General features: G+C 66.4%; 20 protein-coding genes. 5 read left to right on the top strand and 15 right to left on the bottom strand.

What is annotated here, in order from left to right; all coding sequences use genetic code 11:
* The first annotated feature begins 40 nt into the window (after positions 1–40).
* Positions 41–943 (top strand): tRNA pseudouridine(55) synthase TruB, encoded by a 903-nt coding sequence (gene truB, locus L1O03_RS04390; protein ID WP_236118225.1) that lies wholly within the window; start codon positions 41–43, stop codon positions 941–943.
* On the opposite strand, the gene L1O03_RS04385 is transcribed toward truB, so the two are convergent.
* The 13 genes from L1O03_RS04385 to rimP all read right to left on the bottom strand — a co-directional run bounded on the left by L1O03_RS04385 (position 940) and on the right by rimP (position 14,049).
* Entirely contained in the window at positions 940–1,863 is a 924-nt protein-coding gene (locus L1O03_RS04385; RefSeq protein WP_236118224.1) for a metal ABC transporter permease, read from the bottom strand. The two genes, truB and L1O03_RS04385, sit on opposite strands and share 4 nt — an antisense overlap.
* A complete protein-coding gene (locus L1O03_RS04380; RefSeq protein WP_236118223.1) occupies positions 1,860–2,759 on the bottom strand; it encodes a metal ABC transporter permease in 900 nt (299 codons plus the stop codon). Before L1O03_RS04380 ends, L1O03_RS04385 begins: the two co-directional genes overlap by 4 nt.
* Positions 2,756–3,502, bottom strand: a complete 747-nt coding sequence (locus L1O03_RS04375; RefSeq protein WP_338026124.1) for a metal ABC transporter ATP-binding protein — start codon at positions 3,500–3,502, stop codon at positions 2,756–2,758. Before L1O03_RS04375 ends, L1O03_RS04380 begins: the two co-directional genes overlap by 4 nt.
* Entirely contained in the window at positions 3,499–4,413 is a 915-nt protein-coding gene (locus tag L1O03_RS04370) for a metal ABC transporter substrate-binding protein (protein WP_268914025.1), read from the bottom strand. The genes L1O03_RS04375 and L1O03_RS04370 overlap by 4 nt, the downstream gene beginning before the upstream one ends.
* 303 nt (positions 4,414–4,716) lie before the next feature.
* A complete protein-coding gene (locus L1O03_RS04365; protein WP_236118220.1) occupies positions 4,717–5,373 on the bottom strand; it encodes a 4'-phosphopantetheinyl transferase family protein in 657 nt (218 codons plus the stop codon).
* Positions 5,370–6,197 carry a metallophosphoesterase family protein gene (locus L1O03_RS04360; protein ID WP_236118219.1) on the bottom strand — a complete coding sequence of 276 codons (828 nt, stop codon included), beginning with the start codon at positions 6,195–6,197 and terminating at the stop codon, positions 5,370–5,372. Before L1O03_RS04360 ends, L1O03_RS04365 begins: the two co-directional genes overlap by 4 nt.
* An 18-nt stretch (positions 6,198–6,215) precedes the next feature.
* A complete protein-coding gene (locus tag L1O03_RS04355; RefSeq protein WP_236118218.1) occupies positions 6,216–7,598 on the bottom strand; it encodes an MATE family efflux transporter in 1,383 nt (460 codons plus the stop codon).
* Between the two features lie 19 nt (positions 7,599–7,617).
* Entirely contained in the window at positions 7,618–8,574 is a 957-nt protein-coding gene (locus tag L1O03_RS04350) for a DHH family phosphoesterase (protein WP_236118217.1), read from the bottom strand.
* A gap of 1 nt (position 8,575) precedes the next feature.
* Positions 8,576–9,016, bottom strand: a complete 441-nt coding sequence (rbfA, locus tag L1O03_RS04345; RefSeq protein ID WP_236118216.1) for a 30S ribosome-binding factor RbfA — start codon at positions 9,014–9,016, stop codon at positions 8,576–8,578.
* 126 nt (positions 9,017–9,142) lie between these two features.
* Positions 9,143–11,980, bottom strand: coding sequence for a translation initiation factor IF-2 (infB, locus tag L1O03_RS04340; protein WP_236118215.1), 2,838 nt, complete (start codon positions 11,978–11,980; stop codon positions 9,143–9,145).
* A gap of 105 nt (positions 11,981–12,085) precedes the next feature.
* Entirely contained in the window at positions 12,086–12,367 is a 282-nt protein-coding gene (locus L1O03_RS04335; protein ID WP_420830300.1) for a YlxR family protein, read from the bottom strand.
* A gap of 117 nt (positions 12,368–12,484) precedes the next feature.
* Positions 12,485–13,495 carry a transcription termination factor NusA gene (nusA, locus tag L1O03_RS04330; protein WP_236118213.1) on the bottom strand — a complete coding sequence of 337 codons (1,011 nt, stop codon included), beginning with the start codon at positions 13,493–13,495 and terminating at the stop codon, positions 12,485–12,487.
* Positions 13,492–14,049 (bottom strand): ribosome maturation factor RimP, encoded by a 558-nt coding sequence (rimP, locus tag L1O03_RS04325; protein ID WP_236118212.1) that lies wholly within the window; start codon positions 14,047–14,049, stop codon positions 13,492–13,494. Before rimP ends, nusA begins: the two co-directional genes overlap by 4 nt.
* A gap of 43 nt (positions 14,050–14,092) precedes the next feature.
* On the opposite strand from rimP, the gene L1O03_RS04320 reads away from it, so the two are divergent.
* The gene (locus L1O03_RS04320) at positions 14,093–14,971 is read left to right on the top strand and encodes a DUF4439 domain-containing protein (RefSeq protein WP_236118211.1); all 879 of its coding nucleotides are present in this window, start codon (positions 14,093–14,095) and stop codon (positions 14,969–14,971) included.
* A 21-nt stretch (positions 14,972–14,992) separates the two neighbouring features.
* Here L1O03_RS04320 and L1O03_RS04315 read toward each other — a convergent pair whose 3' ends face one another.
* The gene (locus L1O03_RS04315; protein ID WP_236118210.1) at positions 14,993–16,759 is read right to left on the bottom strand and encodes a proline--tRNA ligase; all 1,767 of its coding nucleotides are present in this window, start codon (positions 16,757–16,759) and stop codon (positions 14,993–14,995) included.
* A gap of 31 nt (positions 16,760–16,790) precedes the next feature.
* On the opposite strand from L1O03_RS04315, the gene L1O03_RS04310 reads away from it, so the two are divergent.
* Positions 16,791–17,528: a YaaA family protein gene (locus L1O03_RS04310; RefSeq protein WP_236118209.1), complete on the top strand. Its 738-nt coding sequence runs from the start codon at positions 16,791–16,793 to the stop codon at positions 17,526–17,528.
* 39 nt (positions 17,529–17,567) lie between these two features.
* Positions 17,568–18,983 (top strand): protein adenylyltransferase SelO, encoded by a 1,416-nt coding sequence (locus L1O03_RS04305; protein ID WP_236118208.1) that lies wholly within the window; start codon positions 17,568–17,570, stop codon positions 18,981–18,983.
* Positions 18,984–19,097: 114 nt separating this feature from the next.
* On the opposite strand, the gene mqo is transcribed toward L1O03_RS04305, so the two are convergent.
* A complete protein-coding gene (mqo, locus tag L1O03_RS04300; RefSeq protein ID WP_236118507.1) occupies positions 19,098–20,564 on the bottom strand; it encodes a malate dehydrogenase (quinone) in 1,467 nt (488 codons plus the stop codon).
* A gap of 181 nt (positions 20,565–20,745) precedes the next feature.
* Between mqo and L1O03_RS04295 the strand changes: the two genes are divergently transcribed.
* A complete protein-coding gene (locus tag L1O03_RS04295; protein ID WP_236118207.1) occupies positions 20,746–21,759 on the top strand; it encodes an alpha/beta hydrolase in 1,014 nt (337 codons plus the stop codon).
* Positions 21,760–21,802 lie beyond the last annotated feature (43 nt).

Here is a 21,802-nt window from a genome sequence, read left to right as displayed (position 1 = left end):
CATGGCCTCCCCTGCCCCAGCCATCGCATAGACTGCCAGCATGAGCTTGGCTGATTCTGGACTCGTCATCGTCGATAAGCCCGCGGGAATGACCTCCCACGACGTCGTGGGGCGCCTACGCCGCATCTACCAGACCCGCAAGGTCGGCCACGCCGGAACGCTTGATCCGATGGCCACGGGGGTGCTCGTGGCCGGCATCGAGCGGGGGACGAAATTCCTCGCTCACCTGGGCTCGGAGTCCAAAACCTATGAGGCGCGCGTCCGCCTCGGCGCCACCACGAGCACCGAGGACGCCGAGGGAGAACTCCTCAGCACCGCGAGCCCCGACGCCCTGGGCACGCTCAGCGAACGCGCCATCCACACCGCGGCGGAGGCCTTCCGCGGCGACATCCTCCAGCGCCCCTCCGCCGTGAGCGCCATCAAGATCAACGGCAAGCGCGCTTACCAGCGCGTTCGCGAGGGCGAAGACGTGGAGATCCCGCCCCGGCCGGTCACCATCCATGAGCTGGAGATCAGCGACATCACCCCCGGGCCTGAGTTTTGGGAGCTCTCCATGCTCGTGAGCTGCTCCTCGGGCACCTACATTCGCGCCTTGGCCCGCGACCTCGGCGAGGCCCTCGGCGTCGGCGGGCACTTGCGCTCCCTCCGGCGCACCCGCGTGGGGGCCTTCACTATTGACGACGCCCACACCCTCGAGGAGCTCGCTGACTCCCCCACCCCACCGCTCCTCGGGCTCGACGAGGCCCTGCCGCGCTGCTACCCCACCCTCGACGTCACCGAGGCGGAGGCGCGGAAGCTCTCCCTCGGGCAATGGCTCGAGCCGCGGGGGCTCGACGGCACCCACGCGGCCGTTGACCCGAAAGGCCACGCGATCGCGCTCGTCGCCGAGCAGGGCCGGCGGCTCAGCACTGTCTTCGTCGCCCGCCCCGCGACCCTCTCCTAGCGAGGGGCCGCGGGAAGGGCGGGCTCGGAGGCCTCGGAGGCCGCGGCCGTCTCCGACTCGTCCATTGTCCAGGCTCGCCGGGCGTGCAGCACCCGGGTCAGCACAAAGACGAGGACAAAGATGAGGCCGTCCACGAATGCCATCATCGCCGAGGTCGGGCGGTCCAAGTGATAGCCCAACCAAAAACCGAGCTGAGAGCCCACCACCGCGATGAGCACCGACACCCCGATGAGCCTCGGCACCGTCCGCACGAGCAGGCTCCCGCACGCCGCCGGCACGATCATGAGCGCCACGACGAGGATGGACCCGGCCACGTGGAAGGCCGCCACGATCACCAGGCACATGAGCACCATAATGATCTGGTTGATGAGCGCCACCCGCACCCCGGACACCCGGGCGAAGTCCAGGTCAAAGGAGATCGCCAGGAGCGGTCGGTAGCAGATGAGAAGGACGGCCATCGTGATGATGGCAATGCAAATGAGGATCCACGCATAGCGGGGTCCAAAGTCATAGGTCCCGATGATGACGCGCTGCCGCACCGCATAGTTGAACTCCCCGATGAGCACCGAGTGTTCAGACAGGTGGGAGGAGCGGAAGTTCCTCGTGAGCAAGATGACACCGAGGGCGAAGAGCGGAGGGAAGACAAGGCCCGTCGCCGAATCACCCGCGACCAACCCACTGTCCTTGATCCACTGCGTTCCCATGACGACGACCACCCCGGCGATCGTCGCCCCCACGAGGAGCCAGGGCGAGTCGATGCTCTGCGTCATCATCGCGGCGATGACGATGCCGGGGAGCACCGCGTGGCTGATCGCATCGGTGAGCATCGATTGGCGGCGCAGCACGAGAACCACGCCGGGAATCGCCGCGACGACGGAGGTCACGGCGGCCAGGAAGGCCACGGCCATCGCATGACTCATGAGCGCACCACCGACTTTCTCAGCATCCGGGCGACGAGCCCTCGACGCGGCGCCGCGATGAAGGACACCAGCACGATCGCCGTGAGGACCAGCACGATCACCGGGCCCGCCGGCATCCCCTGCCCCACCACGGAGAGCCACGAGCCCAGCACGCCAGCCACCGCGCCAAACAGCGCAGCAAGCGCCATCATCGCCCCCAGCGAGCGCGTCCACTGCCGCGCTGCTGCGGAGGGGAAGATCGCGAAGGCGATGATGAGGATCAGTCCCACCGACTTAATGCCCAGGACCACCGCGCAGACGATGAGCACCATCTGGATGATCGAGAGCACCGTCGCGCGCCGGGGGGACATCACGAGCTTCGCCATGACCGGGTCAAAGAGCATCGTGTGAAAAGGACGGTGGAGCACCACCGTGGCGAGCACGACGATGAAGGCGATGACGCCCAGCGTCGCGTTGTCCGCCGCGGTGAGCGTCGAGACTTTTCCGAACATGAGCTCGTCGATGCCACCACGATTCGGCAGCGTGGAGTGCTGAATGATGTGGAGGAGAATCATGCCACCGCCATAGAAGAGCGCGAGGGAGGCGGCCATCGCGGCGTCGTCGCGGACCCTCGATACGCGCGCGACCCAGTCAGTGAGCCCCACGGCGAGGAGCCCGGACACCAGCGCCCCGATGACGATGACGAGGATCGAGCGGCCGTCCACGCTCAACATCGAGGCGCCTATGAACGCCCCCATGACACCCGCCACCGAGCTGTGCCCGACGACATCGGCCAGCATCGACTGCCTGCGGAGATAGAGATGGCAGCCCAGCATGCCGGCGGCGATGCCGATGATGACGGCGCCGATCGCGGTGCGGCGGTACTCAAAGACGGAGAGAAACTCGAGGAAACTCACGGCGTGTCCTCTGTCATGAGGCCGAGCCCATACGCGGCGTTGATGTTCTCCGGCGTGAAGGCCTCCTTGAGGGTGCCGCTCGCGATGACCCGGTGATCGAGCAGGGTCACATGCGAACAGATCTCCTTCACCGTCGCGAGATCATGGTGGATGAGCACGACCGTGGCCCCGCTCTCCGCGAGGCGCTGCAGTTCGCGCCGGATCACGCGATCGCTCACGACGTCCACCCCGGCGAAAGGCTCATCGAGGAGGTAGAGCTCCGGGTCCTGAGCGAGTACGCGGGCCAGGAAGGTGCGCTTGAGCTGGCCTCCGGAGAGCTCGGAGATCTGGTGGTGGCGGTGGTCGTCGAGGCCCATGCGGGAGATGGCGTCGTCGACGAGGGCGCGCTCCCTCTCCCCGGGGCGACGGAAGAGACCCAAGCGTGGGTAGGTGCCCATGCGGACCACGCCCTCGACGGTGATGGGATAGTCCAGGTCCACCCGTGCGGTTTGGGGCATGTGCGCGATCCGGCGTCGGGCGGCGCGGAGGGGGTCGCCGAAGAAGGTGACCTCACCGCGCGCGCGGGGTACGAGACCGAGGATGGCGTTGAGGAACGTGGACTTCCCTGCCCCATTGGGGCCCAACAAGCCCATGACGGCCCCACGAGGAACCGTCAAGGACGCATCCTTCACGATCGCGGGACCGCCATAGCTCACAGTAAGTCCACGAACGCTCAACGCGGTGGAGGTACTGTCTTGGGTCACTTGCTCAATGCCTCCGAGATGGCATCGGCGTTGTACTTCATGACACCGATGTAGGTGTCGGTCGGGGCGGACTCACCAAGGGAGTCGGCGTAGAGCTGCTTGTCGGAGACCTCAACCTCCCAGCCCTTGGCGCGGACGGCCTCCTTGAGGGAGTTGATGGCCTGCGGGTTCTGCAGGTTGTCCTGGAAGATGACGGGGATCTTGTGCTCAGCGATGAAGTCCGCCAGCTCCTTGATGTCCTGCGGGGTCATCTCCGACTCGGAGGTCACGAAGTCCGTGGCCTTGATCTCCAGGCCGAACTGCTTGCCCAGGTAGTTGAAGGCATCGTGGCCGGTGATGAGGTAACGACGATCCTGCGGGATGGAGTTGATCTTCTCCTGAACGTAGGAGGCGGTCTCCTCGATCTCCTTCTTGTAGTCGGCGGCATTCTTCTCGTAGGTGTCCTTGTTCTTCGGATCCACCTCGCCGAGCTTGTTCGCGATGGCGTCGACGACAATGCTCCAGTTCTCCGTGGAGTTCCAGATGTGCGGGTCGTGGAGCGGGTTGCCCTGGTCATCCGTCTCCGGCCACGGCAGGAGGTTCTGCTCCGGGAGGACCTCGCCGACGGCCAGCTGACGATCACCCTGGCTGGAGAGTTCATCGAGCATGTGCGCCTCCATGTGGAGGCCGTTCCACAGAACGAGGTCAGCGTTCTGGATCTTCTCCGTGTCCTTGGTGGTGGCCTGGTAGGTGTGCGGGTCTCCGCCCGGCCCGACCATGACGTCCACGTGGGCATCCGGCGCAATCTGTTTCACCGCGTCACCGATGTAACCGGTGGTAGCAAAAACCTCCAGCGTGTCCCCGTCCTTCGACGTGGAGGAACCCGAGGAATCAGCATTTTCAGTCGAGCAAGACACAAGGGCCAAGCCCATGATGGCAGCGCTGGCGGCACCAGCAATACGGCGGAAAAGGTGACGATCCACGACAGTCTCCCTAGTTGGTCAAAGAAATAGTGCCGCCGTTCATCTTAGGTTTTCCTCAGTCTGCCGAAAAGGGTTATGGAGTTCCGTTGCGTGTGTTTAACCTCACCTGATTGCAGAGCATTTTTATTAGCATAGCCTGAGCTGCAGATATGGACTGCGCCTCCACGCATCCCCTCCCTGCACCCAACCCGCCACCCCCTCATTGTGGGGGTAAAAACTGAGGTCAGAGGGCCTTCCGTCGCCACCCCTTCGTTAGACGACGGACGCACTGGTCACGATATAGCCATCGCTGAGGACCCACTTACCGCTAATGAAGGGCACGGGCGTCGGGCGAACCAGGAGGTATGAAATAAAAGTTCCATCCTCCCGAACATCAATTTCAGCTTGATCGAAACCGAGCCACCGATGAGTGAGTGGGAACCACGTTTTATACGTGGCCTCTTTTGCGCAAAAAAGGAGGCGATCAGCGCACTCCACCCCGGCCTGGCGGAGGCGCTCGATCTGGGGGTACTCCCCCGGGCGCGCGATCTCCTCAAAGACCCCCGCAGGGAGGCTCTCCGCAGGTTCGACGTCGATCCCCACGGATCGTACGAGCAGACTGGGGGCCACGACCGCCATGCGGAAACCACCCGTGTGGGTGATGGACCCGCACACCGAATCCGGCCACAGTGGCATGCCCCGGTCCCCGCGGAGAATCGGCCCGCCATCGTGCTTGCCGAGGTCCTCCAGGGCACGGTGGGCGCACCAGCGGGCATCACCAAACTCGGCTTTGCGCACGTCCGTCGCCCGAGAGACAAGGGATTTCTCCAGCGGGTGCAGTGCCTCGTAGTTGCTGAGGTCGTGGCTGCGGACAGAGGTGCGGACATAACACCAGGTGGCGCTGGTCGGGAAGAGGGTGGCGTCGATCATCCGTCCAGCTCCTCCACGAGGACCGGGTAGGGCCACGGCGGGGCGGAACGCCGCGGCTGCCACTCCCGCGGGTAGCCGAGCGAGACCTCGATGTGCTGGACGTCGTCAATGACGTCGACGCGCGGAATGTGGAGGTGACCATACACGACAGCACGGGCCTGGTAGCGCTCCGCCCATCCGCGGGTATGCCGGGTCCCGCACCAGAGCGCGAGCTCCGAGTGGCGCAGGCGGCGCGTCGGCTCCCGGAGGAGTGGCCAGTGGTTGATGAGGATCGTCGGGCCCTCGACGCGGCTCAGCCGCTTGACGCTATAGGCCAGGCGGTCCCAGCACCAGCCGCGCACATCGACGAAGGGGGCGAGCGAGAAGTAGTCCATCATCATGATGCCGGCCCGCTCCGCGGCGCTGAGGGCCTCCTCGAGGGAGAGACCCGGGGGGCGGAAGCTGTAGTCATAGAGGGTAAAGAGCGGGCAGATCGTGACGTCGTGAAAGACGGGGAAAGGATCCTCCGGGGTGAAGATCCCCATCTGCTGGCAGCCCTGGACGAGCTCCTCGTACTTCTCGCGGCCCCGGTGGCGATCCCCCGAGCGGCTAAAGAGCTCATGGTTGCCCGGCACCCACACGACGGTCCCGAATCGGGAGCGCAGCTGGCGAAGCACCCGCAGGACAAGATCGCTGCGCTCCCCCACGTCACCAGCAACGATGAGCCAATCCTCCGGGTCCTGCGGGCGGAGGGCGTCGATGCGCTCACGGTTGGCGCGCACGGCCGCGTGGAGGTCGGACACAGCCCACAGGGTGCGCTGCCGTGGCTGCCGTGACTGCGACATGTGCCCTCCTTGCTGCGTCTAGGATTTCTGCGGTGCCGGCGTGTCTGCACCCCGTGGCCCCTCCGAGGCCGAGGAGGATTCGCGCGCCACTCCCGCCCGCGCCCATCGCATGGAGCGGAAGCGCCAGGTCACGGCGATGAGGCGGATGAGAATAAACACCACCAAACCACACCAGATCCCCACCAGTCCAATAGAAAAGACAAAGGAGAGGAGGACGCAGGGGAGGAAACCGCCGAGCGCCGAGATGATACTGATCGTGCGCAAGTAGCGGGCATCCGCCGCTCCGAGCAACACGCCGTCGAGGGCAAACACTGTTCCCCCGCCCAGGATCATGATGACGAGGAGCCACCACGGGCGGGACATCTCGTAGAGCACCGAGGCATCCTGGCTAAAGAGCGAGGGAATGACGCGGTAGCCCAGCGCCATGATGAGGCAGAGGCCGCCGGCGAAGACCGTCGCCCACCCAGTGACCTGCCGACCCACCCTCCGGGCCACGGCCACAGTCCCGCCGCCAAGAGCCGCGCCGACGAGCGCCTGCGCCGCAATGCCTAAAGAATCCAACACCAGCGAAATGAAGTTCCACAGCTGGAGCATGATCTGGTGCGCACCCAGGGCGGCTTGCCCCGCCCGTGCCGCGACGGCCGCCGCCGCGAGGAAGGTGATCTGGAAGGAAAGCGAACGCAGGATGAGGTCGCGTCCAAGGACGAGCTGGCACTTGATGGTCGGCCAGTGCGGTGCCCAGGAGCCCTGGTGACTCCGGGCCAGCTTGATCACAAAGCAGAGGCTGCTGATGCTCGCACCCATGAGGTTCGCAATAGCCGAGCCGAGGATCCCCCACTGCCCCACGAAGAAGGGAATCGCCATAGCACCGGGGATCACGCCCGCGAGGGTAAAAAGCAGCGGGGAGCGCGTGTCTTGCACCCCGCGGAGCCAGCCGTTTCCTGCCATCACCATGAGAATGAGCGGGATACCGCAGGCGGCGACTCGCAACCAACGCGTCGACTCCGCACCGATCTCCGGGGACTTCGCCAGCCAGCTCGTGATCCCCGGGGCAAAGGTGATGACAATGGCGGCGAGGGCCAGGCCCACCAGCAGCGCCACCCACGTGGATTGGACCCCCTCCCTCACCGCGGCGGGCCGATCCCCGGCCCCATACCAGCGGGCAGCGCGCGCCGTCGTCCCATAGCTGAGAAAGGTGAGCTGCGTCGTGACAAGAGACTGGATGGTGGTTCCCGCCGCGAGAGCCGCCAACTCGAAAGCGCCGAGCCGCCCCACCACCGCCGTGTCGAGGAGGAGGTAGAGCGGCGTAGCCACGAGCACGCCCAGCGCCGGGACAGCGAGGGAAAGGATGCGTCCAGCCGAAGCCTGGGCGTATTCAGGCTCTTCGACGCGAGTTTTCACACAATCTCCTTCAAGTCAGCTAGTCGGAGAGCTCCTCCAGGACGGTGACGAGCTCCTGCACAATCGTGTCCACCCTGCCCGAGGTGGTGTATCCCGCGGCCGGGACGTGGCCGCCGCCGCCCAGGCGGGTGGCAATCCGCGAGACGTCCATGGACGAGGACCGCAGCGACACCGCCCAGCGGCCCCGCGAAGTCTCCTTAAAAACGACGCCCAGCTGCGCGTTGTCCACCACCCGGACGAAGTCCACGAGGCTTTCTACCGCGGAGGCGGAGTGCCCATAGATGGTGTCGGCATCGGCGACGAGGTAGGCCACACCCAGCGAGCCCACCGTCATGAGCGTGACGCCGCTGAGAACGGAGCCGATCATCTGGAGGTCCCCCACCGAGTTGCCGTCGATGAGCTCCTCGGCGATCCGCCGCGTATCAATACCGGTCTTCATGAGCTCCGCCGCGACGAGGTGCATCCGCGGGGTGCCCCAGCGGAAGCTCCCGGTATCTGTCACAAGCCCGGCATAGAGGCTGTGGGCCAGGGTGGCGTCGAGCTCCACCCCCAAGGTGGAGAAGAGGCGGAAGAGGATGAGCGTCGTCGACTCTGCCTCCGCGTCGATGATGTTCACCGTCCCGAAACCCGGGTTCGAGGCATGGTGATCGATGACGAGGCAGTCGGGGGCGGCGGCGACGGCGTCGGCCAGCCCACCCGTGCGGTCGAGGGAACCGCAGTCCACCGCGATGACGAGATCCACCGGCGGCAGCTCCGCGCTCACCGTGATCTCCTCCGCGCCGGGGATGCTGCGGAGGTTCGCCGGCAACGGCTGGGCCTGCCCGATGAAACCGTCCGCCTTCTTCCCCAGGAAGCGAAGGGCGCTCACCATCGCCGTCACGGATCCGACGGCGTCCGCGTCGGGGCGAAGGTGTCCGACGACGGCCACCCGCGCCGCCTTCTCAATCAGGTAGCGAGCCTGTGCGAAACGGCTCACCCTAGGCGTCCTTCTCCGAGTCGCGATAGGGATCAGCATCGCCCGCAGGGGTGGCATTCTCCTTGAGCTTGGCGAGCTCCGCATCGCGGGCGCGGGCCCGGGCCAGGAGCTCTTCCATGTGGGCAGAGGCCTCGGGCACGGTGTCCACCTCGAAGCTCAGCGTCGGAGTGAAGCGGACCTTGAGCTCATCGCCGATGAGTTTGCGCAGCGGGCCGCGCGCCTTCGCGAGCGCCGCCTCCGCCGCCTTCATGTCCGGTTCCTCATCGAGGGTGCGGCCGCGGACGGTATAAAAGACCGTCGCGTCGTGGAGATCCCCCGTGACCTTCGCGTCCGTGATCGTCACGAACTCGAGCCGGCGGTCCTTAATCTGGCGCTCAATGGCGGTGGCCACGATGTGCTGAATGCGGCGCGCCATCCGCGCAGCCCGCTGGTGATCAGCCATGGCAATCCCCTTTCTTCACGTCACGTCCCCTTGTCTAGCCCTGCGATTCTACCCCACGCACAAAGCCCCCGCGAAGCCTCATGGCCTCGCGGGGACTCGAGTGTGATCAAGCTATCTGTCGAGCTCTTAGGTGCGCGGCACCTCAACCTGCTCGTAGACCTCAATCTTGTCGCCCACCTGGATGTCCGGGTAGGAGAGCACCATACCGCACTCGTAACCGGCAGAGACTTCGGTGACGTCGTCCTTCTCCCGGCGGAGCGAGGTGATGGTCGCGTCCGGAGCGATGACGTTGCCGTCGCGGACCAGGCGCAGCTTGGCGTTGCGGCGGACCTTGCCCTCTTCGACCATGCAGCCGGCGATGAGGCCGACGGCGGAGGCCTTGAAGATCTGCCGGATCTCCGCCACACCCATGTCCCGATCCTCGTAGATCGGCTTGAGCATGCCCTTGAGCGCCTGCTCCACTTCCTCGATGACGCGGTAGATCACCGTGTAGTAGCGGATGTCGACGCCCTCGGCGTTGGCTTCCTCGGTCGCCTTGCCTTCCGCCCGGACGTTGAAGCCGATGATCACGGCGTCCGAGGCGGCGGCCAGCTTGACGTTGGTCTGCGTCACGGCACCAACACCGCGGTCGATGATGTTGAGCTCGACCTCGTCGTCGACCTCGATCTTGAGGAGGGCCTCCTCCAGAGCTTCCACCGAACCGGCGTTGTCGCCCTTGAGGATGAGGTTGAGGGTGCTGGTCTCCTTGAGGACCTTGTCGAGGTCCTCCAGGGACACGCGCTTGCGCGTCTTCGCGGCCATCGCGTTACGACGACGAGCATCGCGCTGGTCAGCGATCTGGCGGGCCACTCGATCATCCTCGACGACCAGGAGGTTGTCACCCGGGCCGGGCACGCCGTTGAGACCCTGCATCTGCACGGGGCGCGACGGGCCGGCTTCCTGGACATCCTCGCCGTACTCGTCCACCATGCGGCGGACGCGGCCATAGGTGTCACCCACGACGATGGAATCACCGACGCGGAGGGTACCGCGCTGGACGATGACCGTGGCGACGGGGCCGCGGCCACGATCGAGGTGGGATTCGATGGCGATACCCTGGGCGTCCATGTCCGGGTTCGCGACGAGGTCCAGGGAGGCATCGGCGGTGAGGGTGACGGCCTCGAGAAGGCCATCGATGTTGATGCCCTTCTTCGCCGAGATGTCGACGAACATCGTGTCGCCGCCGTACTCCTCGGGCACGAGACCGTACTCGGTGAGCTGGCCGCGGATCTTGTCCGGCTGAGCCTCCGGCTTATCGATCTTGTTCACGGCCACGACGATCGGCACATCCGCCGCCTTGGCGTGGTTGATCGCCTCGACGGTCTGCGGCATGACGCCGTCGTCGGCGGCGACCACGAGCACGGCGATGTCCGTGGACTTCGCACCGCGGGCACGCATGGCGGTGAAGGCCTCGTGACCCGGGGTATCGAGGAAGGTGATCGTCCTTTCCTCATCCTCCACGTTCACCTGCACCTGGTAGGCGCCGATGCCCTGGGTGATGCCGCCAGCCTCGCGACCGCCGACGTTGGTCTTGCGGATCGTGTCGAGCAGGCGGGTCTTACCGTGGTCGACGTGACCCATGACGGTGACCACCGGGGGACGCTTGGCCAGGTCCTCCTCGGTGCCCTCGTCCTCGCCGAATTGCAGGTCGAAGCGCTCGAGGAGCTCGCGGTCCTCATCCTCCGGGGAGACAACTTCCACCTTGTAGTTGATCTCCTCGCCGAGGAGCTGCAACGTCTCATCGGAGACGGAGGCCGTCGCGGTCACCATCTCACCGAGGTTGAACAGCGCCTGCACGAGGGAGGAGGCCTCGCAACCGATCTTCTCCGCGAAGTCAGAGAGCGAGGCACCACGGCGCAGACGCAGGGTCTGGCCGCCGCCATCGGGCAGCCGAACGCCACCAATGACGTTCGGAGCCTTCATGGACTCGTACTCATTCCGCTTCTGCCGCTTCGACTTGCGGCCCTTACGCGGAGCGCCACCGGGCCGCCCGAACGCGCCCGCGGTACCACCGCGACGGCCACCCCGGCCGCCGCCACCAGGACGGCCGCCAAAGCGCGGGCCGCCCGGGCCACCACCGCGGTTGTTGCGCCCGCGTCCGCCGGCAGCGGACTTCGAGGGCATCTGCCGCGGGCTCGGGTGCGCCGGCATCATCGCCGGGCTCGGCCGACGGCCGCCGCCCTGCTTCGGGCTCTCCTGGGAGTGCCCACCCTGCTGCTGACGCTGCTGGGAACGGCCACCACCCGGACGCGGCGGGTTCTGCTTCCGGTTGCCACCGTGGCCACCGGGACGCGGGGTCGCCCGGCCACCGCCGGGACGCGGCGCGGGACGCTCGCTGGAGCTGTTCGTGGAGAACGGGTTGTTCGCCACCCGCGGGGCGCGACCACCGGGCTTGGGGCCCGGCTTCGGGCCGGGCTTCGGGCCCGGCTTAGCGGACTTCTTGTCCTGCTGCTGGCTCTTCTGGGCAGACTCGCCCTGGGCTCCGGCGCCGGGCTTCGGTGCGGCGGCACCGGGCTTGGCCTGCGGCTTCGGGCCCGGCTTCGGCGCGCCAGCACCGGCACCCGCACCTGGCTTCGCCTTCGCGGAACCGGCGCCCGGCTTGGGCGCAGCGGCACCGGTACCGGCACCGGGCTTGGCCTGCGGCTTCGGGCCCGGCTTCGGCGCGCCAGCACCGGCACCCGGCTTGGCCTTCGCCGAACCGGCGCCCGGCTTGGGCGCAGCGGGCTTGGCGGCAGCCTTCGCCTCTGCCTCCGCGGGCCCGTTCTTCTTTTCGTAGTAGGCGCGCATCTTCTTCACCACCGGCGGTTCGATGGTGGAGGATGCGGTCTTAACGAACTCGCCCTGCTCCTTCAGGGTCGCCAGCAGTTCCTTGCTGGGGATTCCCAGTTGCTTAGCGAGTTCATGAACACGAAGCTTTCCTGGCACTTCTCTCCTCTGTGGTTAACCCAGGAGACGAAGGCCAGGGCGCGCTGACCTCCGACCCTAGGTGTGGTCGTTGACGTTCATCGCTGATGCTTCATCGTGCGCTCATCAGTGTTCGGTCTTCCTTTGTTCGCTCGTGGCCTCGTCGATAAAGGCCGTGATTGCGGAGGCGTCCACCCTGCCGGACACGCGCAGTGCCCGTCCCCATGCCCTCTTCTTCTCAGCTTGAGCACAAGCCTGAGGAGTGGGGGTGATCCACGCTCCCCTCCCGGGGAGTCGACGCCGTGGATCGGGGAGAAGATGACCCGGCCGAGTAGGATCCTGGACCACTCTGAGGAGCTGGTCCACGCTCTTCTTCTGCCGGGTAGCAATACAGGTTCGACATGGCATGTGCGTTGTTGCTCGTGCCATGTCACCTCCTCATCCGCGTGCGTTCTGGTACCCCAAACACAGGCCGGGGCACCAGGCCGGTCATTCATATTACGCGATAAGGAAGAAAAAGGAGAATTAGGCCCCAGTATCCGCGTCGGAGTGAATGTCAATCTTCCATCCGGTCAGACGCGCCGCGAGGCGGGCATTTTGACCCTCCCGGCCGATCGCCAGGGACAGCTGATAATCCGGAACGGTGACGCGTGCGGTTTGGGCGTCGGCGTCGATAATCTCGACGTTCACTACCTTCGACGGCGCCAGCGCGTTGCCCACGTACACCGCGGGGTCCTCGGACCAGGAGATGATGTCGATCTTCTCGCCGCTCAGTTCCTTCATGATGCTGCTCACGCGCTGCCCGCGCGGTCCGATGCACGCGCCCTTCGCGTTGAGGCCCTTCGCCTTCGCGTGGACGGCCACCTTGGAGCGGTGCCCCGCCTCGCGGGCGATCCCGAGGATCTCCACCGAGCCCTCGGCCACCTCCGGAACCTCAAGTTCGAAGAGCCCCCGGACAAGCTCGGGATGGGTGCGCGAGAGATTGATGGTCACCTGGCGATTCCCGCGGTTCACGCCGACGACGAACGCCTTGATGCGATCACCATGCTCGAGTTTCTCGCCCGGAATCTGCTCGGCGGGCAGGATGATGCCGTCCTGGGGCTCGGCCTCCGTGCCGATGGCCACGACGACGATCCCCCGCTCATTGGCCCGGGCGTCCCGCTGGACAACCCCGGACACGATCCGCCCCTCGTAGGAGGTATAAGCCTCGTAGACGCGACCGGCCTCAGCCTGCTTGAGTTTCTGGACGATCGCCTGGCGCACGGCCAGGGCGCCGACCCGGCCGAATCCCTGCGGGGTGTCGTCGTACTCGCTGATGACTTCGCCGTCCTCGTCGAGCTCACTGACGATGACAGCAACGTCCCCGGTCTCCCCGTCGATGTCGACGCGGGCGCGCGTCTCGTGCTCAGAGGGCTCCGAGACCCGGAAGTCCTGATAGGCATGGAGTAACGCGCCGGCGATCGTCGGGAGCAACTCCTCCACGGGAATCCCCCGCTCCTTTTCAATAGCCTCCAGCGCGTGAAGATCAATATTCACTTGTCGTGTCCTTGCCTTTCTTCGGCGTCGTCAAATGAGAGAGCGCACAATTCGCGCTCAGCTTCAGGAATATGAGCGAACTCAATTTCTACCACCCCGGGCCGGGAGGGCGCCACTTCCATCATGCGGATGCTCGGCTTCTTCTCCCGGCTCACGAGCACCACTCGTGCCTGGCCGTCCTCCTCCTTGAGGTCGCCGATGCGCCAGGTACTCGTCCTCCCCTCTTCCTCAATACGGACGGCGCGGTAGCGGTGCCGCCGCCAGTGGCGAGGGAGGGTGAGCGGAAAATCGACCCCCGGGGTGGTGACCTCCAGGGTGTACCCGGGGCCGAAGTTCATCTCCCCGGCCTCCTCCTTGTCATCAAGCAGCTGGGAGAGCTCGCGGCTCAACGCCTCCAGATCATCGGAGCCGGGAGCGGTATCGGCGCCGACCGCGATCGCCACCACCGACTTCTTCCCCGCTCGATGGACGCGGACGTACTCAACGTCCATCCCATAGGAGGACACGGTGGGGCTCACGCACTGCTCAATCTCATCGTGTGTCGGAAAGGCCATGGCAACCAGCCTAACCACTCGGCCGGCGCGTAACATACCCGGTGTGCCGAGATCGACGATGACGCCCCTGCTCCCCCGACGCTGCGCTGTCCTCCTCCTCTGCGGAGCGAGCGTGTGCGCCAGCTCCTGCAGCGTCCTCGGGCCTCACCCGGACGACACGCTCATGACACTCGCCGGGCAGGCTCTTCACGACGGATCGGCCTGGGAGTCCAGCGACCCCACCCTCGCCGCCATGCGGCAGGAACAAGCCGACGAGCTGCTCGCTGACCTCGCCCGCAGCTGCGGCATCTACGAGGACGGCAGCGCGCCCTCGGCGTGCGCCGTGGACCGGGATGAGCTGGCCCGTGACGCGAGTGACCTCGACCCCCGCACCTCCCTGGAGAACCTCATCGACGCCGTCGACGACGCCCCGGAGGACTCCCGCGATCTTCTCAGCCACCTGGCCCTCGATTTCGCCGGGGCGCTGCGCGCCGAGGACCCGGAAGCGGACTCCGGGGAGGGTGCGCCCCGCTTTGGGCAGCCCGGGGCGCTCGGCTCCTCGGATCGTGAGGGGGCGGGCGCGCTCATCGAGGCCGAGTGGGCCACCATCTGGGGGCTGGACTCCGCCCAGGGCTTCGCGGATCCCTCGCAGGAGGAGGCCCTCTCCCGCAGCTCCCAGTGCCACCGAGATGCCGCCGCCGGGATCCGCCACGCCTTTTCCGAGTCCGAGGAGAAGGCACCCGAGCCCCAGCCGGGCTACCAGATCCCCGCCGAGTCCCTCCCCACCACCTCCACCGCCGCTCAGGGATACATCGCGACCCTCGAGTCCGACTCCCAGCAGCGCTGGAGCGAGGCCATCGCGCAGGCCCACAACGACGAATGGCGACGCTGGCTCACCACCAGCGCCGCCACCTTGCGGGACTGCTCCGCCGCCCAGGACTAAGCGCGGCGGGTCCGATCCGTCTTAGCTCTGCGCCGCCGGGCGCAGGGCGCTCAGGATCTCCTCGACGAGATCCTCCGCCGGCACGTCACGCGTGTCCGCGCCGCGCTCGCGCAACTCAATGACGCCATCGGCATACCGGCGCCCGAAGACCACGGTGTACGGCATACCGAGCAGCTCCGCGTCCTTGAACTTCACGCCGGGGCTGACCTTCGGGCGATCATCAAAGAGGACATCGACGCCCTGCGCGTCGAGCTCCGCCACGAAGCGCTCCGCCGCCGCGCCCGCCTCGGGGTCCTTGTTCGCGACGACGACGTGCACCGGGTACGGGGCCACCTCGACGGGCCAGTTGAGGCCCCGCTCATCGTGGCGCTGCTCCGCGAGGACGGCGAGAAGCCGGGAGACGCCAATGCCATAAGAGCCCATCGTGGGGATGGTGCGCTTGCCGTTCTCGTCGAGAATCTGCACGTCAAAGGCGGTGGTGTACTTCCGACCCAGCTGGAAGATGTGGCCGATCTCGATGCCGCGCTCGAGGGTAAGGGTGCCTTTGCCGTCGGGGGCAGGGTCGCCCTCCTTAATCTCTGCGGCCTCGATGCTGCCATCGGGTTGGAAGTCGCGGCCGCAGACGAGGCCCACCACGTGGCGGTCCTTCTCATCGGCACCGGTGATCCACGCGGTGCCCTCGACCACCCGCGGATCCGCGAGGATGCGCACGCCGTTCTCCGCGAGCGCCCGCGGGCCCACGAATCCCTTGGTGAGGAAGGGGTTCTTCGCGAAGTCCTCATCGCTGGCAAGCTCCACCGTGGCGGGCTCCAGGGAGGCTTCGAGGCGCTTCATGTCCGCCTCGCGGTCACCGGGGATGAGGATGCCGGTGAGCTCCGGCTCCTTCCCCGGCTGCGCCACCTTGACGATGAGGCACTTCAGCGTGTCGCTCAGCTCAGCCGGCCGGCCGTCCACCTCGATGCCATCGCGCTGCATCCACTCGAGCATGGACTCCATGGTGGAGGCACCCGGGGTGTCATAGACCTTCGGCTCCGGCTGGCCCTCGATGGGGCGAGGCGTACCCGGCTGAGTGACGACGGCCTCGACATTAGCCGCGAAGCTTCCATCCGTGCTGCTGACGAACGTGTCCTCCCCCGTCGGGGAGATCGCCAGGAACTCCTCGGAGGCCGAGCCGCCCATCGCCCCGGAGGTCGCCTGGCAGATGGCGTAGTTGACGCCCAGGCGGTCAAAAATCCGCTGATACGCCTGGCGATGCAGGGAATAGGATTCCGCCAGGCCCTCGTCGTTCATGTTGAAGGAGTAGGAGTCCTTCATAATGAACTCCCGGCCGCGCAGGATACCTGCGCGCGGGCGCTCCTCATCCCGGTACTTCGTCTGGATCTGGTACAGGATGACGGGGAAATCCTTGTAGGAGGAGTAGAGATCCTTGACGGTGAGGGTGAAGAGCTCCTCGTGGGTGGGCCCGAGAAGGTAATCAGCCTTCTTGCGATCCTTGAGTCGGAAGAGGGCGTCGCCGTACTCCTCCCACCGATTGGTGGTCTCATAGGGCTCCCGCGGCAGAAGGGCGGGGAAGCTGAGCTCCTGCGCGCCGATCCGGTCCATTTCTTCGCGGACAATGGCTTCAATCTTCTTCAGGGTCTTCCACCCGAGCGGCAACCAGGAGTAGACCCCCGGGGCGACCCTTCGGATATACCCAGCGCGAACGAGCAACTTGTGGCTGGGGACTTCTGCGTCTGCAGGATCTTCACGCAGTGTGCGCAAAAACAGAGTGGACAGGCGGGTAATCATGTGCTGCAGTCTACCGCCTAGGCTTAAGCGCATGCTCATTATCCTCCCCCCTTCGGAGGCGAAGGCCGACGGCGGAGATCTGCCGCCCCTTGATCTCGATCGCCTGCACTTTTCCTCGCTCACTCCGGTGCGTGAGGAGATCATCGAGGATCTCCTCGCCCTCGAGCCGCTCGCCATGCAGCGGGTGCTCAAGCTCTCGGATCGGCTGTGGTCGGAGGTGGAGGCGAACATCGCTCTGCGCGACTCCCCCTGCACTCCCGCGCTGCGCCGCTACACGGGCGTCCTCTACGACGCCCTCGACGCCGAGCACCTCCCTCCCCGTGCCTGGGAGCGCATCCTTCTCAGCTCCGCGATGTTCGGCTTCCTCCACGCGACAGACCCCATCCCCCACTATCGCCTGTCCGGGGGCTCGACGCTCCCCCGGCGCGATGGCGGCACCGCCACGATGAAATCCCGCTGGTCACCGACTCTGAGCGCCGCGGGGGCGGAGCTCCCGGGGCTTATCATCGACGCCCGGTCGGGGGCCTACGCGCAGCTCGGCACCATCCCCGGCGCGCTCACCCTCACGGTGATGAAGGAGAAGCCGGACGGCTCGCGTTCCGTGGTGAGCCACGTGAACAAGAAGTACAAGGGGGTGCTCACCCGCGTCCTGGCGAGCGCCGAGGAGGAGCTGGAGAGCGCGGGGGACGTCGTCGATTATACCGCTGAGCACGGACTTCACATGGAGATCCCGAAGGATGCGCAGCTGCACCTCATCGTCCGGGAGTAGGCGGAGCGCGCGGCGCGGGGGCATCCGTATGCTGGCGGCATGAGCACTCTGCCCCCGCTTCAGCATCATTTCGCCGAGACGTTCCCGGAGCTGTCCGTGCCGTGGCAGGTGCAGGAGGCGCCGGAGCCGCGGCTCGTGGTCCTCAACGAGGGGCTCGCGCGGGAGCTGGGGCTTGATCCGAAATGGCTGCGCGGCCCGGAGGGGATCGCCTTCCTGTGCGGGCGGAACCTCCCCGCGGGGGCGCAGCCCGTGGCCCAGGGCTATTCGGGACACCAATTCGGCCAGCTGAGCCCCCTGCTCGGCGATGGCCGCGCCGTTCTCCTCGGCGAGCTCCCCCACCGCGACGGCCACCTCCGCGACCTCCACGTCAAAGGCGCCGGGCGCACCCCCTTCGCCCGCGGCGGCGACGGCCAGGCAGTTCTCGGCCCCATGCTGCGGGAATACCTCGTCTCCGAAGCGATGCACGCCCTCGGGGTACCGACGACGCGATCCCTCGCCGTCCTCACCACCGGGCTCACGGTCCAGCGGCAGGGGGCGGAACCCGGTGCGATGCTCGTGCGGGTTGCCCGCACTCACCTCCGCGTGGGCACCGTGCAGTACGCGCGTCTTCTCATGGGGCATGGTCGGGCGAGCGAGGATGTGCTGGGGCGGATCGTCGAGGAGGTGGGGCCCGAAGAAAGCCGAGGCAATGCGGGGCTGGACCTCCTCGAGCACGTCATCAGCGTGCAGCTGCGCGCCGTTGCCCAGTGGATGCGGCTGGGGTTTATCCACGGCGTCATGAACACGGACAACACCACGCTGAGCGGAGAAACGATCGACTACGGCCCGTGCGCCTTCATGGATCGCTTCGATCCGGACACGGTGTTTAGTTCCATTGATCGCGCAGGGCGCTATCGTTACCGCAACCAGCCGCTCATCATCGGGTGGAATGCGGCCCGGCTTGGCGAGGCGCTCCTCCCCCTCATCGATCCCTCCCCGGAGACGGCGGCGGCGAGGGCCATGGAGATCGTCGCTGAGGTCCCAGACCGCTACCGCGCAGCGTGGGGCGAGGAGATGGCCAGAGCGCTGGGACTTCCCGCAGGTCCGGAGGCCCTCTCGCTGGCCGATGAGCTGGTGGAGATCATGACGGAGCATCACCTGGACCTCACCGGAACTCTGCGCAGCCTCACTGGGGAGTCCTCCGCCGCGCCCGAGCTCGCGGAGTGGTGGGCCCGGTGGGAGGCGGCGGGGCCAGATCGTGGGCAGCTTGCCCGCGTGAACCCGCTCATCATCCCCCGGAATCACGCCGTTGAGAACGTTCTTCGCGAGGCCCGCGACGGCGACCTCGCCCCCTTCCACGCCCTCCTCGATGCCGTCACCCACCCCTGGGAGCTGCGCTCGCGGCAGGCTCCCTCCGGGTGCGACCGGCCCGGGGACCCCGACGCCCCGCCCTACGTCACGTATTGCGGCACCTAGTGAGCGGCGCTGCCCGGGTGGGGCTCGCCGCCTGCGAGGAAAGAGAACACCCCCGGCTCCTCCGCGATCTGAGACCGCGGTGCCGGGGGTGTCTGGAGGGGTGCTCGGGGCGCTTTAGCGCTCGAGCTTGAGCACCTTCTGGGTGTGATCCCACAGCTCTTCGAAGAGCTTGGGCTCGTTGGAGAGCTTCACACCGTAGGAGGGGAACATCTCCTTGATCTTGGGCGCCCACTCGATGAGGTAACCGCCGAAGCAGCGCTCGAGGAGCTCGAGCATGGCGGAGGGGGCGATGGAGGCACCCGGGGAGGCGCCGAGCAGGCCGGCGATGGTGCCGGCGGAGTTGTTGATGAGCGTCGTACCAAACTCGAGGGAGCCGAAGCGCGGGATCCCGGCGGGCTTAATCACCTGCACGCGCTGGCCGGCGACGATGAGCTCCCAGTCCTCCTTGCGGGCCGTCGGCATGTACTCACGCAGGGAGTCGATGCGGGCATCCATGTCCTTGAGCAGCTCGGTGACGAGGTACTTCGTCAGCCCCATCTCCTGCACGCCCACGCCCAGGTAGGAGGGGATGTTGCCGATCCGCATGGACTTGAAGAGGTCGAGGTTGGAACCGTTCTTGAGGAACTTCGGGGTCCAGCCGGCGTAGGGCCCGAACATGAGGCCCTTCTTCCCGTCGATGATGCGGGTGTCGAGGTGCGGGACGGACATCGGCGGGGCGCCCACGGAGGCCTTGCCGTAGACCTTAGCCGCGTGCTGCTCCACCAGCTCCGGGTTGGTGCAGCGCAGCCACTCGCCGGAGACCGGGAAGCCGGCGTAGCCCTTGATCTCCGCGATGCCGGACTTCTGCAGCAGCGGCAGCGCCTGTCCACCGGCGCCCACGAACACGAAGTTCGCGATGATCGACTGGGACTCGCCCGTGTGGAGGTTCTTGGCGGTCACCTTCCACTTGTCACCCTGGGCGGTGATGTTGGTGACCTCGTGCCCGTAGCGGACCTCGGTGCCCTGCTTCTTGGCAGCGTCGATGAACTGGCGAGTCTGGGCGCCGAAGTTCACGTCCGTGCCGTTGCCGAACCAGGAGATGGCGACGCGGTCGCCCGCGGCACGGCCCTTCCCCATGAGGGGGAGCATCTCATCGAAGGTCGCCCGATCATCGCTGAACTGCATGTCGGGGAAGAGCGGAAGCGGACGCAGGGCCTCGTAGCGACGGCGGAGGTAGCGGACCTGGTCCTCGCCATTGGCGAAGGAGACGTGCGGCACCGGGTTGATGAACTCGCTAGGATCACCCAGCACACCGCTTTCCACCTGGTGGGACCAGAACTGGCGAGAAAGCTGGAACTTCTCGTTGATATTGACGGCCTTGGCGGTATCCACCTTGCCGTGGTTCTCGGGAGTGTAGTTCAACTCGCACAGGGCGGAGTGGCCGGTTCCCGCATTGTTCCACGGGGAGGAGGACTCCTCCGCCGGAGCGTCACACCGCTCAAAAAGTACCTGGGTCCAGGACGGTTCCAGTTCGCGGAAAATCGCGCCCAGGGTGGCGCTCATGATGCCGGCGCCGATGAGGGCGATGTCCACCTCGCCCATCAAAGCCGAGCTTTTCCCACTGTTAATTCGAGCCACGAAGATCTACCCCTTAGGAGAGTTGCGTCGTTTCTTTGCCCATTTACTCTACTCCCCTCCCCCATGTTTGAGATCAATAAGACCCCTAACAGGGGAACGCGCCCCAACTTCCACCCCCGCTCATTCCCCCCTACACTGGGACAACATGACATCTGCACACCCCGAGTGGCCCGATTGGGAATCGGACATCCTCGGCACCCCCTACCAGTCGCTCACCCTCCCCCTAGGGGAGGATCCCGACAGCGAGAGCGACGTCTGCTGCACCGTCGTGCGCTATCACCCCGCCGACGCAGCCGCCCCCGAGTGGGAGCAGCGCCCGGCGCTCCTCTGGGTTCATGGAATGACGGACTACTTCTTCCAGACCCACGTGGCCGAGTTCTTCCACGAGCACGGCTTCGCGTTCTACGCGGTGGATCTTCGCAAGTGCGGCCGGAGCCACCGCCCTGGCCAGCGCTGGCACTACACCACTGACCTCGAGTACTACTTCCCCGACCTCGACGCCGCCGTGGACGCCCTCCGCGGCGCCGGCCACGAGCACATCATCCCCCTCGCCCACTCGACGGGCGGCCTCATCGTTCCGCTCTGGCTGAGCGCGCTTGCCACCCGGGGCGATGAGCGCCACGCGCACATCTCCGCCCTGGTGCTCAACAGCCCCTGGCTGGACATGATGTATCCCCGCCTCCTCGTCACCCTCGGCACCCCGGTGGCTATCGCCCTCGGGGCCCGCAAGCCGAACATCGAGATCCCCGGCGGGAAGCTCACCTGCTACGGGGAGTCCCTCCACCGCGATTACCACGGAGAATGGGACTATGACCTCGCGCTCAAGCCCCTCGAGGGTCACGACAAATACCTGGGCTGGCTCCGCGCCATTCTCCTCGGCCAGCGGGAGGTACACGCCCACCACGTCGATGTTGGGGTGCCGACGCTCACCCTGTGCTCCTCAACCTCGTGGCTCAACCAGCCCTACTCCGCGGCCGCGGACACGGCGGATACCGTGCTGGATGTGGAGCAGATTCGCCGTCGAGCCCCCTTGCTCGGCCGCGATGTCACCGTGCGAACAATTGACGGCGCCCGCCACGATGTGTTCTGCTCGACGCCGCAGGCGCGCGCCGAGGCCTTCGCCGCCACGCTGCGATGGCTGCACACGACGCTCGACTAGGATCAACATCCAGACACCGCAACTGACCCCTCGACGAGGAACG

The sequence above is a fragment of the Corynebacterium uropygiale genome, assembly GCF_021568315.1.
GTDB classification, from domain to species: Bacteria; Actinomycetota; Actinomycetes; order Mycobacteriales; family Mycobacteriaceae; genus Corynebacterium; species Corynebacterium uropygiale.
Note: the sequence above shows the minus strand (reverse complement) of the source record. Positions and strands in the feature narration are given on the sequence as shown.